The organism is Aliarcobacter faecis (assembly GCF_013201705.1).
Classification (GTDB): domain Bacteria; phylum Campylobacterota; class Campylobacteria; order Campylobacterales; family Arcobacteraceae; genus Aliarcobacter; species Aliarcobacter faecis.
Genome location: NZ_CP053838.1, coordinates 96,695 through 109,737, shown reverse-complemented (window position 1 = coordinate 109,737; position 13,043 = coordinate 96,695). Strand labels below are relative to the sequence as shown.

General features: G+C 22.7%; 26 protein-coding genes. 10 read left to right on the top strand and 16 right to left on the bottom strand.

The features are described 5' to 3' along the window. Positions 1-19 precede the first annotated feature (19 nt). Complete coding sequence (locus tag AFAEC_RS12050) at positions 20-232, bottom strand: hypothetical protein (protein WP_026805422.1); 213 nt, start codon at positions 230-232, stop codon at positions 20-22. A gap of 130 nt (positions 233-362) precedes the next feature. On the opposite strand from AFAEC_RS12050, the gene AFAEC_RS12045 reads away from it, so the two are divergent. Both AFAEC_RS12045 and AFAEC_RS12040 read left to right on the top strand, forming a co-directional pair. Beyond that, on the top strand, positions 363-806 hold the full coding sequence (locus AFAEC_RS12045) for a hypothetical protein (protein WP_026805421.1): 444 nt from the start codon (positions 363-365) through the stop codon (positions 804-806). Next, the gene (locus AFAEC_RS12040) at positions 787-1,404 is read left to right on the top strand and encodes a hypothetical protein (RefSeq protein WP_026805420.1); all 618 of its coding nucleotides are present in this window, start codon (positions 787-789) and stop codon (positions 1,402-1,404) included. Before AFAEC_RS12045 ends, AFAEC_RS12040 begins: the two co-directional genes overlap by 20 nt. A 106-nt stretch (positions 1,405-1,510) precedes the next feature. Here the strand turns inward: AFAEC_RS12040 and AFAEC_RS12035 are convergent, their stop codons facing one another. Continuing rightward, positions 1,511-1,729: a helix-turn-helix domain-containing protein gene (locus AFAEC_RS12035; RefSeq protein WP_026805419.1), complete on the bottom strand. Its 219-nt coding sequence runs from the start codon at positions 1,727-1,729 to the stop codon at positions 1,511-1,513. A gap of 140 nt (positions 1,730-1,869) precedes the next feature. Between AFAEC_RS12035 and AFAEC_RS12030 the strand changes: the two genes are divergently transcribed. Genes AFAEC_RS12030 through AFAEC_RS12015 form a run of 4 tightly spaced genes read left to right on the top strand, consistent with a single transcriptional unit; the run spans position 1,870 to position 3,006 of the window. Continuing rightward, positions 1,870-2,151, top strand: a complete 282-nt coding sequence (locus AFAEC_RS12030; RefSeq protein WP_026805418.1) for a hypothetical protein — start codon at positions 1,870-1,872, stop codon at positions 2,149-2,151. 12 nt (positions 2,152-2,163) lie between these two features. Continuing rightward, a complete protein-coding gene (locus tag AFAEC_RS12025; protein WP_026805417.1) occupies positions 2,164-2,442 on the top strand; it encodes a hypothetical protein in 279 nt (92 codons plus the stop codon). A gap of 4 nt (positions 2,443-2,446) precedes the next feature. After that, complete coding sequence (locus AFAEC_RS12020) at positions 2,447-2,731, top strand: hypothetical protein (RefSeq protein ID WP_026805416.1); 285 nt, start codon at positions 2,447-2,449, stop codon at positions 2,729-2,731. Between the two features lie 2 nt (positions 2,732-2,733). Then, complete coding sequence (locus tag AFAEC_RS12015; RefSeq protein ID WP_026806854.1) at positions 2,734-3,006, top strand: hypothetical protein; 273 nt, start codon at positions 2,734-2,736, stop codon at positions 3,004-3,006. 469 nt (positions 3,007-3,475) lie between these two features. Here AFAEC_RS12015 and AFAEC_RS12010 read toward each other — a convergent pair whose 3' ends face one another. The 8 genes from AFAEC_RS12010 to AFAEC_RS11980 all read right to left on the bottom strand — a co-directional run bounded on the left by AFAEC_RS12010 (position 3,476) and on the right by AFAEC_RS11980 (position 9,268). Next, positions 3,476-4,396 carry a site-specific integrase gene (locus AFAEC_RS12010; protein ID WP_026806855.1) on the bottom strand — a complete coding sequence of 307 codons (921 nt, stop codon included), beginning with the start codon at positions 4,394-4,396 and terminating at the stop codon, positions 3,476-3,478. A gap of 609 nt (positions 4,397-5,005) precedes the next feature. Continuing rightward, entirely contained in the window at positions 5,006-5,308 is a 303-nt protein-coding gene (locus AFAEC_RS12005; RefSeq protein ID WP_148294542.1) for a hypothetical protein, read from the bottom strand. A gap of 584 nt (positions 5,309-5,892) precedes the next feature. Continuing rightward, on the bottom strand, positions 5,893-6,021 hold the full coding sequence (locus tag AFAEC_RS12345; RefSeq protein WP_257119368.1) for a hypothetical protein: 129 nt from the start codon (positions 6,019-6,021) through the stop codon (positions 5,893-5,895). Positions 6,022-6,085: 64 nt separating this feature from the next. Continuing rightward, positions 6,086-6,298, bottom strand: a complete 213-nt coding sequence (locus AFAEC_RS12000) for a hypothetical protein (protein ID WP_026806857.1) — start codon at positions 6,296-6,298, stop codon at positions 6,086-6,088. Positions 6,299-6,486: 188 nt separating this feature from the next. Next, the gene (locus tag AFAEC_RS11995) at positions 6,487-7,599 is read right to left on the bottom strand and encodes a hypothetical protein (RefSeq protein ID WP_026806858.1); all 1,113 of its coding nucleotides are present in this window, start codon (positions 7,597-7,599) and stop codon (positions 6,487-6,489) included. Positions 7,600-7,634: 35 nt separating this feature from the next. Next, positions 7,635-8,345: a hypothetical protein gene (locus AFAEC_RS11990; RefSeq protein ID WP_162148372.1), complete on the bottom strand. Its 711-nt coding sequence runs from the start codon at positions 8,343-8,345 to the stop codon at positions 7,635-7,637. A gap of 88 nt (positions 8,346-8,433) precedes the next feature. After that, entirely contained in the window at positions 8,434-8,709 is a 276-nt protein-coding gene (locus AFAEC_RS11985; RefSeq protein WP_026806860.1) for a hypothetical protein, read from the bottom strand. Between the two features lie 10 nt (positions 8,710-8,719). Continuing rightward, positions 8,720-9,268 carry a hypothetical protein gene (locus AFAEC_RS11980; protein WP_026806861.1) on the bottom strand — a complete coding sequence of 183 codons (549 nt, stop codon included), beginning with the start codon at positions 9,266-9,268 and terminating at the stop codon, positions 8,720-8,722. Positions 9,269-9,371: 103 nt separating this feature from the next. On the opposite strand from AFAEC_RS11980, the gene AFAEC_RS11975 reads away from it, so the two are divergent. After that, entirely contained in the window at positions 9,372-9,623 is a 252-nt protein-coding gene (locus AFAEC_RS11975; protein ID WP_026806862.1) for a helix-turn-helix domain-containing protein, read from the top strand. Between the two features lie 55 nt (positions 9,624-9,678). On the opposite strand, the gene AFAEC_RS11970 is transcribed toward AFAEC_RS11975, so the two are convergent. The 6 genes from AFAEC_RS11970 to AFAEC_RS11945 form a co-directional block, all read right to left on the bottom strand. Continuing rightward, positions 9,679-9,864 carry a hypothetical protein gene (locus AFAEC_RS11970; RefSeq protein WP_026806863.1) on the bottom strand — a complete coding sequence of 62 codons (186 nt, stop codon included), beginning with the start codon at positions 9,862-9,864 and terminating at the stop codon, positions 9,679-9,681. Positions 9,865-9,873: 9 nt separating this feature from the next. Beyond that, the gene (locus AFAEC_RS11965; RefSeq protein ID WP_026806864.1) at positions 9,874-10,236 is read right to left on the bottom strand and encodes a hypothetical protein; all 363 of its coding nucleotides are present in this window, start codon (positions 10,234-10,236) and stop codon (positions 9,874-9,876) included. A gap of 12 nt (positions 10,237-10,248) precedes the next feature. After that, the gene (locus tag AFAEC_RS11960) at positions 10,249-10,464 is read right to left on the bottom strand and encodes a hypothetical protein (RefSeq protein WP_172658668.1); all 216 of its coding nucleotides are present in this window, start codon (positions 10,462-10,464) and stop codon (positions 10,249-10,251) included. Positions 10,465-10,534: 70 nt separating this feature from the next. Beyond that, on the bottom strand, positions 10,535-10,822 hold the full coding sequence (locus tag AFAEC_RS11955) for a hypothetical protein (RefSeq protein ID WP_026806866.1): 288 nt from the start codon (positions 10,820-10,822) through the stop codon (positions 10,535-10,537). Beyond that, positions 10,809-10,979: a hypothetical protein gene (locus tag AFAEC_RS11950; RefSeq protein WP_154656348.1), complete on the bottom strand. Its 171-nt coding sequence runs from the start codon at positions 10,977-10,979 to the stop codon at positions 10,809-10,811. Before AFAEC_RS11950 ends, AFAEC_RS11955 begins: the two co-directional genes overlap by 14 nt. A 132-nt stretch (positions 10,980-11,111) precedes the next feature. Then, complete coding sequence (locus AFAEC_RS11945; RefSeq protein WP_026806867.1) at positions 11,112-11,414, bottom strand: hypothetical protein; 303 nt, start codon at positions 11,412-11,414, stop codon at positions 11,112-11,114. A 147-nt stretch (positions 11,415-11,561) separates the two neighbouring features. Here AFAEC_RS11945 and AFAEC_RS11940 point away from each other — a divergent pair, with 147 nt between their 5' ends. The 3 genes from AFAEC_RS11940 to AFAEC_RS11930 all read left to right on the top strand — a co-directional run bounded on the left by AFAEC_RS11940 (position 11,562) and on the right by AFAEC_RS11930 (position 12,927). Next, on the top strand, positions 11,562-11,834 hold the full coding sequence (locus tag AFAEC_RS11940) for a helix-turn-helix domain-containing protein (RefSeq protein ID WP_051489045.1): 273 nt from the start codon (positions 11,562-11,564) through the stop codon (positions 11,832-11,834). 129 nt (positions 11,835-11,963) lie between these two features. Beyond that, entirely contained in the window at positions 11,964-12,536 is a 573-nt protein-coding gene (locus AFAEC_RS11935; protein ID WP_026806868.1) for a GNAT family N-acetyltransferase, read from the top strand. A 106-nt stretch (positions 12,537-12,642) separates the two neighbouring features. Beyond that, a complete protein-coding gene (locus AFAEC_RS11930; RefSeq protein ID WP_026806869.1) occupies positions 12,643-12,927 on the top strand; it encodes a hypothetical protein in 285 nt (94 codons plus the stop codon). Positions 12,928-13,043: the final 116 nt, after the last annotated feature.

The following is a 13,043-nucleotide window of genomic DNA, read 5'->3' as shown; positions in this document are numbered from 1 at the left end:
TTTAAACATTTATATTTTATTATTTAAAATTTCCTTCCATTATTTTTATTAAATCCTGCATTGTTGGTTTATATACATAAACATTATCATTGTCTTGATATTCAATTATATATCTTTTGTTTTCACTAAAATTTTCAAACGCAACTCTTTCATTACTTTCATAAACTGTAAACTCATCATAAAAAATATCTATTGGAATTTGAATTAACTCTTTTTCATTTTGAACTTGCATTTTAAAATACTCCTTTTTTATTTTGTAATCTATATTCATAATTTCTAAAAATTGAAAAATTATGAATATAAGTAGAGATATATTTTTTAATAAAAAACAAATATATCTAAAATTATATCAAAGGATAAAAATGGACAATGTAAAAATTTGTGAAACACTCACAAAACTAAATGTAAAGGGGATCAAAAAAGCTTTTAAAGATTTTGCTAATTTTGATATTGATGCAAGAAATGAGATGTTTAAAATGCAAAGAACGCATTTTCATAAATTAAAAGAATTACATAAAGACTATAGCAATGAGACACTATCTCAATGCTCTCTAGTGATTGCAATTAGAGAGTACATTAAATTAATTCCTACAGAAGAGTGTTTTATTCGGCAAGGTAATGTAGAGAGAATGCTAATGGAACGTTGGTCATATATTAGGAAATCTAAATTGGAGAAAAAATTAAGTTTTAGAATAATAGCTAAAAATCTGTACGAAAAATTTGGTTTTAAAGTAGAGCAATCTTATATATGTAAAATTTGGAACAAAATTGAAGGAGACCTGAAAAATGGCAAGAAAAATAGTTAAATCGGAAGTATTTGAAATTAATACTTCTTTGCTAAATAAAGCTCAAAAAATTATTTATAATAAAGTTAGTAATAAGTATAGGTTTTGGGAAACATATGATTTTTTAAAATTTATTTATAAAAATGAAGTTGATTTTTCAGATATTTTTATGAGAGATCTTTTTTATTTTTTGATTAAATTAAACCAATATACCTCGGAAATCTTGTCTGAATGTTATAGTATTTACTCTTCAAAAAATCATGATACAAGTTTAAGTGTTGCAGTTATTCCGCTTAATGCTTCAATTTGTAAAATACTAGAAGCTATCATAGAAAAAAAATATTCTCTTCCTATTTTTGCGCTTGAGAAATTACTATTTGCAACTTTGATTATTTTTTTGAAAAAATCTTCTTACCATTGCAGATTTAGATATCCTAGTAGATTAAATAAATGCATTGAAGATAAAATTACAAATGGCTATATAAATGCAATAAATTCAAGAAATAATAGTTTTGAGTTTATTTTTAATTTAATTGAAAATGAGTTAAAAAAGGAAGCTGAAATATTACATAATAATAGAAGATTACTTCGAGTTTTGAACAATAAAAAATTATTATAACCTGCTAATTATAGTAACTACAAAATCAAATATAATTTTGTAGTTACTGTAGGTTTTTAAATACAATTTAAATTTCAAACTGTAGTAAAAAACCTTTATTATATTTCTACAATATCTCTTTAGACTCTAATATTAACTTTCTAATTGAATCATACTTTTTAGATTTCTCATAATGTTCAATAAATGGACCTACCCATTTTGGAACTTGTATATCATGGAATCCCCAATTATTAAGTGTTGAATATGGGACATTGGTTATTTCTGAAAACTCTTTTTGTGTTAGATTAATATCTTTTAATCTTTTACAAAACTCTTCTTTTGTCATAAATTATCCTATTTATTATCTAATATAGTTTTAATTATATCATTAATTTATCTATTTTAGATTATATTTCTTGACACAATATCCTTTTTAGTATATAATAAATTAAATAATATCTATTTTAGATAATACAAGGAGACAATATGGAACAAGATATTACTTGTAAAAAAGAGAAAGAACTATTTTTCTCATATTTAGGAAGTTTAGGACTTGGCGCATTACTATTACTACTTATAGCTTTTTTATATTTTTATAATAATTATAAAAAAGAGAAAATTTATGAAGCTTTTGTAAATAATCAAGAATTAATATGTAAGAACAATATTGTTTCAAAAGATTTAGCTTATGAATTTGATAAAAAAAGAGCTTATCAAATATCTAATGGTGTAAATATATTTACAATCTATAATTGTGATATTAAATAAAGGGGAGATAGCATGTGTAATTTTTATAAAATAGGTAATAAAACTATTTGTAGACTTGGAGAATTTCTTTTTGTAATATCTATTTTAGTTTTAGTAGGTTCACTTTTATTTGTTATGGTTTATGCACTTTTCTTTAATAATGAATATGAATATTTTGATTTTAATAATGGACTCTTATATATTGCATTTTGGGCTGTATTACTAACTTCTGCAGTAAAAATTGTTCATAAGAGTCCAGATAGTTTTTTAAAATCAAATAGTAAAGAAAATAAATCTAAGAAAGAAGAATAGAGTTATGAATGAAAAGAGATTAAAAAAATATGAATATCTATCAGAAAAAATAAGAACACAATTTTTTATACTATTAGTTATATTCTTATTTCCATTTATAGTTTTATATTTTCATCTAAATGAAAGAGCTAATTTAATAGATGATTTTAATAACAATAAAGAGCTTATTTGTAATATGAGTTCTTTAAAGATTGATGTCTCAAAAGCTGATAATTGGAGTGTAGATAAAAATAGTTTTTTTAAAGGCTCAACTACTATACCAGTTACAAAATGTGAAATAAAGGATTAAAAATGTTACCAATAAATAGATTAGATAAATTTTTATTTATTTGTTTATATAATTTTGCAAATTCATTTAAATTATATATTTATATTTTAGCTATCTATATTGCAACAAATATATATTTTGGAATAAATGATGGACAAATAGCTATAGCTTTTGTATTTTGTTTTATGATGTTAATACTTCTAGCAATTGACTTAAATGATAAATTTAAACGAGAGTTTAACAGATATAAAAAATATCTAAAAATTAAAAGAATCAGATCATATAAAGGACGATAAAATGCAATTAGAATTTAATACAGTAACAATTATACTACTTACAATGTTGGTAATTGGAATAATTTTAGCAGTTGGCAAATTTGATTATGAAAAAGATAAAAATTTAAAATAAAAGTAATTTTAATATTTTATAAAATCCCTGTTTATTTATAAGTAACAGGGATTTATTATTTTTAGAGATTAAAAAAATTACTTAGTGCTTTTATTTTCATTTTTCTTTTTTACTTTAAAAGATAGATAAAGTACAAAAAATGCAAACAGTGCGACTAATGAAAATCTTAACTCTTCCAAATTTTCTCCTAGTTTATGTATCAATAAATTTTCTGTGTTAATTATAGCAAAGCTATCAAATATTACAAAATCTTTATATCATCAAACAAAATATTTTTAAAACGAATTGTAAATTTTATTTGTAAAATCAAAGGTTAATATTTTTATAATATAAGAACTTTTTTAAAGAAAATAAAAATCATCCTCCCAAATAGTGTTCAGTAATACTAGCTCTATTATGCTTCATCTCATAACTAACTTGTTGAAGTGAATCAGAATAAGTGTAATCAGCTTTTCCATATTCAAACATTCTTCTTTTTGCAAAGTTCCATCTAAGACCATGACTTCCTTCAGAAACTTCTTTTGAAATAAGTGCTGCTTGTTTTATATCGTTATAATAATCTTGTCGATTGATTTTAAATTTTGAATTTAATGATAGATAATTTTCTAATTCAGCATAAGTTTTAAGTGATACTAAGACTTCACCTTGCTTTCCACCTTTTTCCTTTGTATAGATAATTCCTTTTTCAACTTGTGTTACTTTATCAATTTTAATTCTAAGAAGTTGTTCAGGTTTTATTAATGCAACTCCTTCAATTCTAGCTCCACCTTCAAGTTGAATTTTAGCTGCAAGTTGATTAATAGGATTTTTTAAATTTGAAATTAAAAGCATTGGTTTTTTATATGCACGATTATGATAATTATTTGCTACAAGTTTTAAATCTCTTGCTTCATTTAAAATAGTTTGCCTAATTGAAAAATCATAATATTTTTCTATCTTGTGAATATTTTTTGAAAAGTTTTTTAATGCAATTTCTAGTTTTCCAAGTGCAGCTGAAATTTTTTCAAGATATTGTTTTGAAGGATAGTATTCAATCTTATAATCCATGTAAGCATGAACATGTTCTGAACTAATTTTCTCAAAATCTTTTATCTTCCAATGCTCTTTTAAATAGTTAAAAAAATTGTTCCAAACTCTTCTGTAACTCTCCATGGTTTTATAGCTTGAAACAATTTGGTAGTATTCATGATTTGGATTTATTTTATCTTCTTTTTTTGCTCCTTCTTGAAATATTTGTTTTACTAACTGTGAGCTTTGGTAGTAAACACTTCCTCTCATTTCTTTCTCCTTTGTATGAAATTTTTTTTATTTTTGATGATAGATTCAGCTCCTATCTGAAGCAATTTTTTGTTGAGTCAATCTGCTTTTTTTTAAATTCTTGCATATGAATTTTTGGAATAAGGCGTTAAAGGATCTCCGTAGAGGTCAGGATTATATTTTATGTTTTTCTTTTTAGTTTATTAAAAGTAATTGTGCTTTTACAAATTATAAAAAGATAAGGAATAATAGATATTTTTTGAAGATATAGTATCTATCGTTTTCATATATTTAAAAAATATATGCTGTAGCAAACTTGCAAAAATCTTACAAGTTAATTATTTAAAAAGTTAAAATTAGAAAATTGTAACATAGATTTTTGTTTATTGCTTTTAGGTTAATTTTTTTTATAGTTAAAAAATTTGCTACGGTTTCCTTTTTTTTAATAAACTTGAGCAAATAAGCTTAAAATAAGGCTTTTATAAAGTGTTGATTTTTTAATAAGAAACAGTAAAAGAAACACTTAGGAAACACCAAAAGAAACAGTTTAGAAACAGTAAGAGCTAACTTTTTTGTAAATTTTTATAGATTTTTGAGTTTGAAAAGAGATTTTATTTTAAAAAATAATAGTTATATTGTAGATGATTTTAATTTATTCTCTAAATAATTTAACATCTGATCTTGAGTAATCATTTTTGTAGATTCATTTTTATTTATTGATCTTTTTTTTATAATATTTGTAATCTCTAAAGATTCTAAATATTCATCTTCTTCATTTGTGTAATGATTAATATTTAAACCATAATATTTTGGATTTATTTTAAAATGTGATTTTATTTTTTCATAAATTATATTATTAGACTGCGTTAAAATCTCTTTACTGTTTACATCTGCAATATCATTTTTAATATCATAAGCATCTAGAGATTTCACACGCATGTTTCCACCCATTTCACAAATAAGTTTCCACATGTTTCACTAACTTGTTTTCAGCTATTTTACTTTTATGTTTCCATTTTTTGAAACATTTGTGAAATAAATTTGGAAATTATGTTGGCGAAATAGTTTTACAAGTTTCAAGAGATAAACTTACTCAATTATTTTTACTCTCAACATTTTTTTTCGCTGAAAAAATTGCAACTCCTACAATTCCTAAAACAATTGGAAGAAATAAAAATATTCCACTTACTATTGTTGTTGTCATATGTCTTTTCCTTTTTTAAAATAATATAATAGTTTTTAAAAATTAACTATTGAATATTTAATTTTTTTGTATTTTTAATTTTGTTTTTTAGTTTTTAAATCTTGTTAATAAAAATATTTACATACAAGTAGCAATATTCCTATCAATGCAATAACTGTTATTTTGATTATATCACTATCTAGTTTATGTCACTTAAGTTATATCTAGTTTCATATATTTTTTAATTTAATTTTCAGCAAATTAAGAATCCATCCAGAATTAACTGGAAACTAATTTAAACAATAAATTATTTATAGATTAGTTCGCTAAGACTTTAGCAAGATTTTTTATTTTTTTTATTTTTTAAGTCTTTTTCGTATGAGTATTTTCCATAAGCAAGGAATATTGCTCCCGCTAATATTATCATCATAGTAATAGAACCTGGATTAATTGGAATTTCCATTATTTCTCCTTATCAATTAAATATAATCCAATAGGTATTAGCATTATACCAAAATTATTGAAAATCATAACTCTTTTATTTTTACTATATCCCAATAGACAAGATAATCAATTTTATTGGCTAAATTACTAATTCCTAAACTAGCAAGTAATCCTGCTATAAAATTTTTAGAAGATTTTAGTTTTAACCAAACTTTTTTTGAGTATTTATCTAATGTTTTAACATTAATTAAAATTATAAAAAATGTTAGTAAAAATACATACATTAAATATGCCATGTTTGCACCTCCTTTGATGTTAGTTTGTTTCTTTAGAAACGATTTTTAAATAACTAACACAAAAAAGGATTTATTATAAAGTTAGTGTAAGCACTAGCACATAAAAATCATTTTTGTGCTAGTTATAAACTTGCATTAAAGTAGTAAAAATAATTTAAAATTTCTTTATATAATCGAAAGTTGTTATATCAATTAATATTATACTTTTTACTATCTGGATCAATATTGATAGTTTCATGTATTTTTTTAAACAAGTTATTTCTTGTATCAAACATATCATTATTAATATAAGTATCGTATAGTTTTAAATTATCTATATTTTTAATTTTATCTATAACTCTTATAGAAGCAAAAACTCCTGAATACTCATTTATAATTGTATTCTCTTTTTTAGGTGTATCTTCAAACAAAGAAAATACTCCAGCAACAGCTAAACCAATAGCAGCTGATGTTAAATCACCATTTGAACTACTTGCCAGATTCATAGCAGATTGTCCTACACCAATATGGCTACTATTATTTTTACCTTTATTATTTGCCTCTATATTAAATTTATTTCCTGAATCCAAAGAAACAAATTTAATTCCTTTTTTATTTTTTCTTAAATATTTAAGCTCTGCAGGAAAATAATCTCTTGATAATTCAAAATAAATCTCTTTATCTGCTTTTTCTGGACTATCCACCATTTCCCATGAACCTAGTTCAATTTGTTTCTTAATGCCATTTTTTACTAAGTCATGAAAAAAAGAATATCTAGTGAAAAATACAAGTTCTTGCATATTTGAATTTTCTTTGTCAAAATATATTGAAGCAGTTAAATATGTATCTCTTTTATTAAATGAAGTTTCAATATCTTTATCTGTTATAAGTGAGAAATTTAGATAAGAATAAATATTTTGAATATCTTCAAGTTGAGCTACTAAATCAGTATATTGCTTTTCAAAAACTATTTTTGTACCATCATTAGATACTTTAAACTTTCCATCCTCAACTTTTTTTCTTAAGTCATTCACAGTTGAAGTATATTTTGAATTAGTAATGCCTGTTGCTTCTTTTTGATTAGCTAGAGTGTACCATTTTATTGGAATAATATCAGAACTATTTAGATCTTCAACTATTTTTTTATTTGCTTCAACAACAAATTTCTCACTTAAATCTTCATAGTAAATTTTTGTTTTACTATTATCTTTTAAAACTGAGTCATTGTTTAATGATAAACCATTAATTGTAGTAGAACTACAACCACTTAAACCAAATATAATAGCAGCAAGTGTTACTATTTTCATAATTAGATTTTTCATCTCTTTTTCCTCCCTCCCCCCTTTTTTTTGTATTATTAATGTTTATCATTTTGATTATTCCAGATACTCCACCAAAAAAATACACTCCAAAAAGAAAATGGTTTGTCTATTCTAGGAAATTCTCTTCTAGGCTCTTTATCTCTTTGATATAATCTAAATAATATAACTGGAATCATTATATATAATAAAATTTGAAAAACATAAGAATTGTTTTCTTCTTGCTTAATTGTTTTCAGGAAAAAATCTTTTTGTTCTTTTGGTAATTCAATATGACTTTGATATACTAATTTATCAAAATCTTCTTTAGTTGTATCTATAAGAGTATATGTTCCAACAAGACTACATCTACTATTAACAAACTCTAAATATTTTCCATTTAACCAATCTTTTGGGTGTTGATTTAAAATATTTGTAGATATAGCCATAATGTCATATAACTTATTATCTAGTCCACTTTTACAATTATCTGGCATAGTTACGACTTTTCCCCACTCTTTAGAGTTAGATGCCGATAAAGAGTTCATTGTTACTCTCCACTTCATATCTGCTTTTGTAATTGGTAGGTTATTGCCTAAATATCCAACTATTTCATTTTCATTATCTTCTTTTTGTTTACTTGTTTGGTCTTCGTTAGCACTGCTTCCCATTTGGCTTCTAACTTTTTCCCATTTCTTCAATTGTTCAGGATTAACTCTTTCCCAAAATCTTCTTTCTTCATCAGTAAATGCAAATAAAATGCTATTCATTAGTAAAAAAGATACAAGCAACTTTTTCAAATTAAGGCTTTATACATTTTTTCATATTAATTATTTTGAATTTTTCATTAAAACTTTATTACCCACCACATTTAATACCAATAGCATTCCACTGTTTATCTATTTCAATCATTGGCATTTCACAAATCATTCCTTTAATTTGTAAAATATATACTAATTTTCCATCTTTTTCAAAAGATTTTACTATTTTTATATCATTTTCTTGAGCTGATTTAATATTATATAAGACAGCTAAAGATTTAACAGTTTTGTCATCTGGAGTAGAAGAACAGCCTATAAAAGCTGTTCCTATTAATATTGTTGATAATAATATTTTTAAATTTTTCATTTTCATAATAGTCTACTTATTTAATAAGCTCTGGAAAATCTTTGTGATTTAAAATATCACTAACTAATTGATTTACAGTTGGTTCAAATGATGTTCCCATATTATTACAAGCTGTTGAAGCTAAATATGCTGATGGATAATCTCTTTTTGTATTTACAGTTAATGATTTTCCATTTGAAGATTTTATAGTTGCATTAATTTCCCAATAAGCATTTCCAAACATAGAGCTTCCATATACTTTATTTATATTTCCACTTAAGTTTATATTTGAATTTTTATCATAATTTCCAGCCATTTTAAGTTCACTTAGTAGTGCATTTTCAATATATGTAGAAAACGGTTCACCTTTTGGCGTAGATACTGTTTCTGCTAATCTACACAAAACACTACTTTCACCTTTATTTGTAGAAGTAAAATTTGAAACATTTAATTTAAGATCTTTAAAATCTCTTAATGTTTGTACATTATCAGCAGATGGATTATACTCTGTAGTTTTTATACCACAACCTGTAAACAATAAAGTTGCTAATGCAACACTTGAGCTTAATAATAGAATTCTTTTCATTTTTTCCCTTTTTTATTTTATTAATTTTATCCCATAGGATAAAGACTAAATGATTCTATCTTAATAAAGTTTATATTAATTTTAACCTATAGGATAAATATATATGGAAGTAGATTTTAGTAACAGTTCTAAAAAAGAAATTGAAATTTTTTATAAAAAAATATCTAAAAATATTAAAAAATATAGATTAGAAAAAGGATTGTCTCAAGAAAAGTTAGCACTTGATATTGGTGTTAAATCGATTGCATTTTATTCAAACTGTGAAAGTAATAGATATCAAAAACACTTTAATTTAGAGCATTTATACAAGATATCAAAATCTTTAAATATAAATATTGAAGATCTATTTAAATAAATTATTATTTATTACTTTCTTTTAATATTTTTATAAAATAATTTGTATGTAATCTTTAAAACCATTTATTTAAAAATTTCATAACTCTTTCATCTTTATCTTTTTTATAATTTAAAAAGCTTACAAATAATCCACCAATAAATAAAAATATAGCTGCTTCTTTTGAGTCATTTATATTGCTAAAAAATAGTATTATCGATGGAATGATTAAAAATAGTATTATGAGTATATAATTTTTCAAGTTTTATCCTTAAGGTTGATTTTTATAGTAATTATAAACATAATTACCATATTTTTTTATTTTTATATATTTTAATATTGAAAGTATAAATAGTAAAATTAAAAGTATATTTACTAAAAGACTTATATTTAAATAGAGTATAAAAATCAATATAGCAATTGAAACTACAAATGAGTTTGAACTAGTTTTTACTATTTTATTTTTTGAGTTTATAATTGATATTTTTTCATCTTTTTTAAATTTTATATTTTTATTACTTTTGATAAATTTATAATAACCTATATAACTTTTTAAGCTTTTAATATTTGATTTATAAATTTTTAACTCAAATAGAGTAATTAGAGTTAAAAATATTATTACTGTTATTTGCATAGAAGAATCATTTTATTTATTTACAACTTTAATTTTATTAGCTCTTTTTCTTTTTAGTACTAAATATTTTTTATATCTATAAAGCTCTTCTTTTAAATTATCCTCTAAATAAAATTTAATACCAAATAAAAAGAAAAGTATTGCCATAAAGCTTACTAAAACTGTTCCATCATTTGAATTATAGTAAAATGCAGTTGCTATATAAAAAATAAATACCCATAGTAACAATTTACCTTTTAAAAAGCATATTAGGAATAAAAACATATATTTATAGAAAAATCCTCTTGGTATCATATTTTTACTCCTTAGTTTCACATCTAGAAATTATTAGTCTTGTTGGACCTTTAACAAATTTATAACTATCATCAATTATCCAGCCATCATCTTTTGAGACTTCTATTTTTATATCATGTATTTTACAAATAATAGTTTTATTACTATTAAAATCATTTGTAATATCAAATCTAACCTTTTCAATCGAAAGTATATATAGAATTGGAATTGAAATTAAAAATATTATAAATAGTGTCCAAGGAACTATTTTTTCATTTGTTTTACTGTATTTATCTAATCTATTTTGATTCATTTGCAATACCACTACCCTTTTTATTATTTTCAAGTTCAAATAGACTATTAGAAGATTTAGAAGCCATTGATTTTCCAGTTGCAAATAATATAGCCAAAAATGCAATATAAATTAAAAAACTATTAAAATCTACATAATCATTATCTTGAAAAAACATAGTATAAAAAAAGCCATATATAAAAGAGCCTATTAAAACTAATATTGATATAACTGTTAAAATATACCAAAGCTATGAAAAAAGTGATTCATATTTTTATAAAATTTACACATATACTTCCTTTTATATTTTTTACTCTGTTTTTTTAGATATACAGTTATATAAAATAAATGAATTTTTATCATCACTAACTCTATGATTACTATTTTTATCAAATTTGAACCCTAGTTTTTTAGAAACAATAAAGTTATCACATATAATTTCTTCTCCATTTATAAAAGCATTATAAATCTCTTTTCTCTCCTCTTGAGCAACATAAAAAACTACTACTATAAAAATAAGAAAAATAATAGGAAGGATTAAAGCTCTAACATAAGAATTAAATAGTTCTTTATCTTTTTTACAATCATCTGTTAAAAAATCTTGATTTTTCATATCTTATCCTTATGATTTACTTATCCAAAATAGGAATTTAATACTTGTATTATAATCTAAATTAGGTATTAAAGCAATACCTACAAGCTAAAATAGTTAATTTAATGCTATAATATGCTCTAAATTAGTATATAAAGAGAATAATAAATGACAAAAGAAGAGTTTTGTATTAGATTAAAAGAGTTAAATCTTACACAAAAAGATTTTGCAGAGATTGCACACGTACCTTACTCAACCCTAAATAATTGGGGTTGTATGGCTAATGGTAAAATAATACAAGTTCCAACGTGGGTAGAGCCTTTTTTAAAGCATTATAGTCAATCTATAAAATATGATAAAGTAAAAAAACAAGTCGTTCAACTATTATTAGAAGAGATGAAACAAAGAAAACAAAATTCAACAAATCAAAATAAGGATTAAAAAATGTTAGAAGTAATTGCAATTTCAGTTTTAATACTAGGAACAATATTAGCTATTGGTAAGTATGATTATGAAAGAAGTTTGAGAAAATAAGCTTTAGGTTAAAAAATTCCTAATAAAATAATTAGAATGAAGAATATTAGTACAAATAAAATAGATAATAAAAATATCCTTATAGTTAAAATGGATAAATCAATGTTATGTGAAGTTTCACAAATAGCTTCTATAACATTAGGAAGCTCATTTGTTAATGAAGACATATTGGACAATGATATAAACTTATGTGTAAAAATAGATGAAGAAATAGTTGCTTATGCAACTACAAAATTTATAGATTTAGATTATTTAAAAAAAATTATAAGAGATAAGAAGTTACATTTAGATGAAGGATATCAAAAAATAGGATATATTGATTCAATTGCTGTTGATGAAAATTATTCAGGTTATGGTATTGGAACTTTACTGCTTAAAGATACAATTTCTAAATTAAGAGAACATAAAATAGGATTTGCAATAATGGCTGGCTGGATAAACAAAGACCAAGTTAATATTAAAAAATTAGCTATAAAAGAAGGATTCAAAGAAGAGTTTATAATTGAAGATTTCTGGAAAGAAGATAGTATTAAATTCAACTTTGATTGTACAGCTTGTGGAAAGCCTCCATGTTTATGTTCAGCTATAATTTATACAAAAAAATTGTAACTTCATAATTTTTAAATATTTTATATAAACTAAATATAAGTTATATAAGTACTTTTTATAAGATTTATTTTGTACAATACGAGACTTTAAAAATTAAGGACAATATTTGATTACTATACAAATGAAATTAAAAGATATTATTGAAAAAATAATGATTCCAGAATCTAAAACTTTTTTAAATGAATTGGATGAAATGATAAATAATAATACTTCAACTGATGATGATTTAGAGGCAAAAAAAGATATGGAATATTTTTTAGAAGAACTTCAAACTATATTAAAAACAATTGATAATAATCAATTAAATGATAAAGAAGCTGAAGAAATTTATGAAAAAATAAATTTTATGCTAGAAATGCATCATAATGAACATTTAGATAATGAAATTTAAATTTTTATTTAATAATATTTATTCTATAAAACATATATTTTTTAAAAAGATGATCATTATTTCATATATTTAAAACGTATAATGTGGATTATCTATATAATATAATGCATTTTATG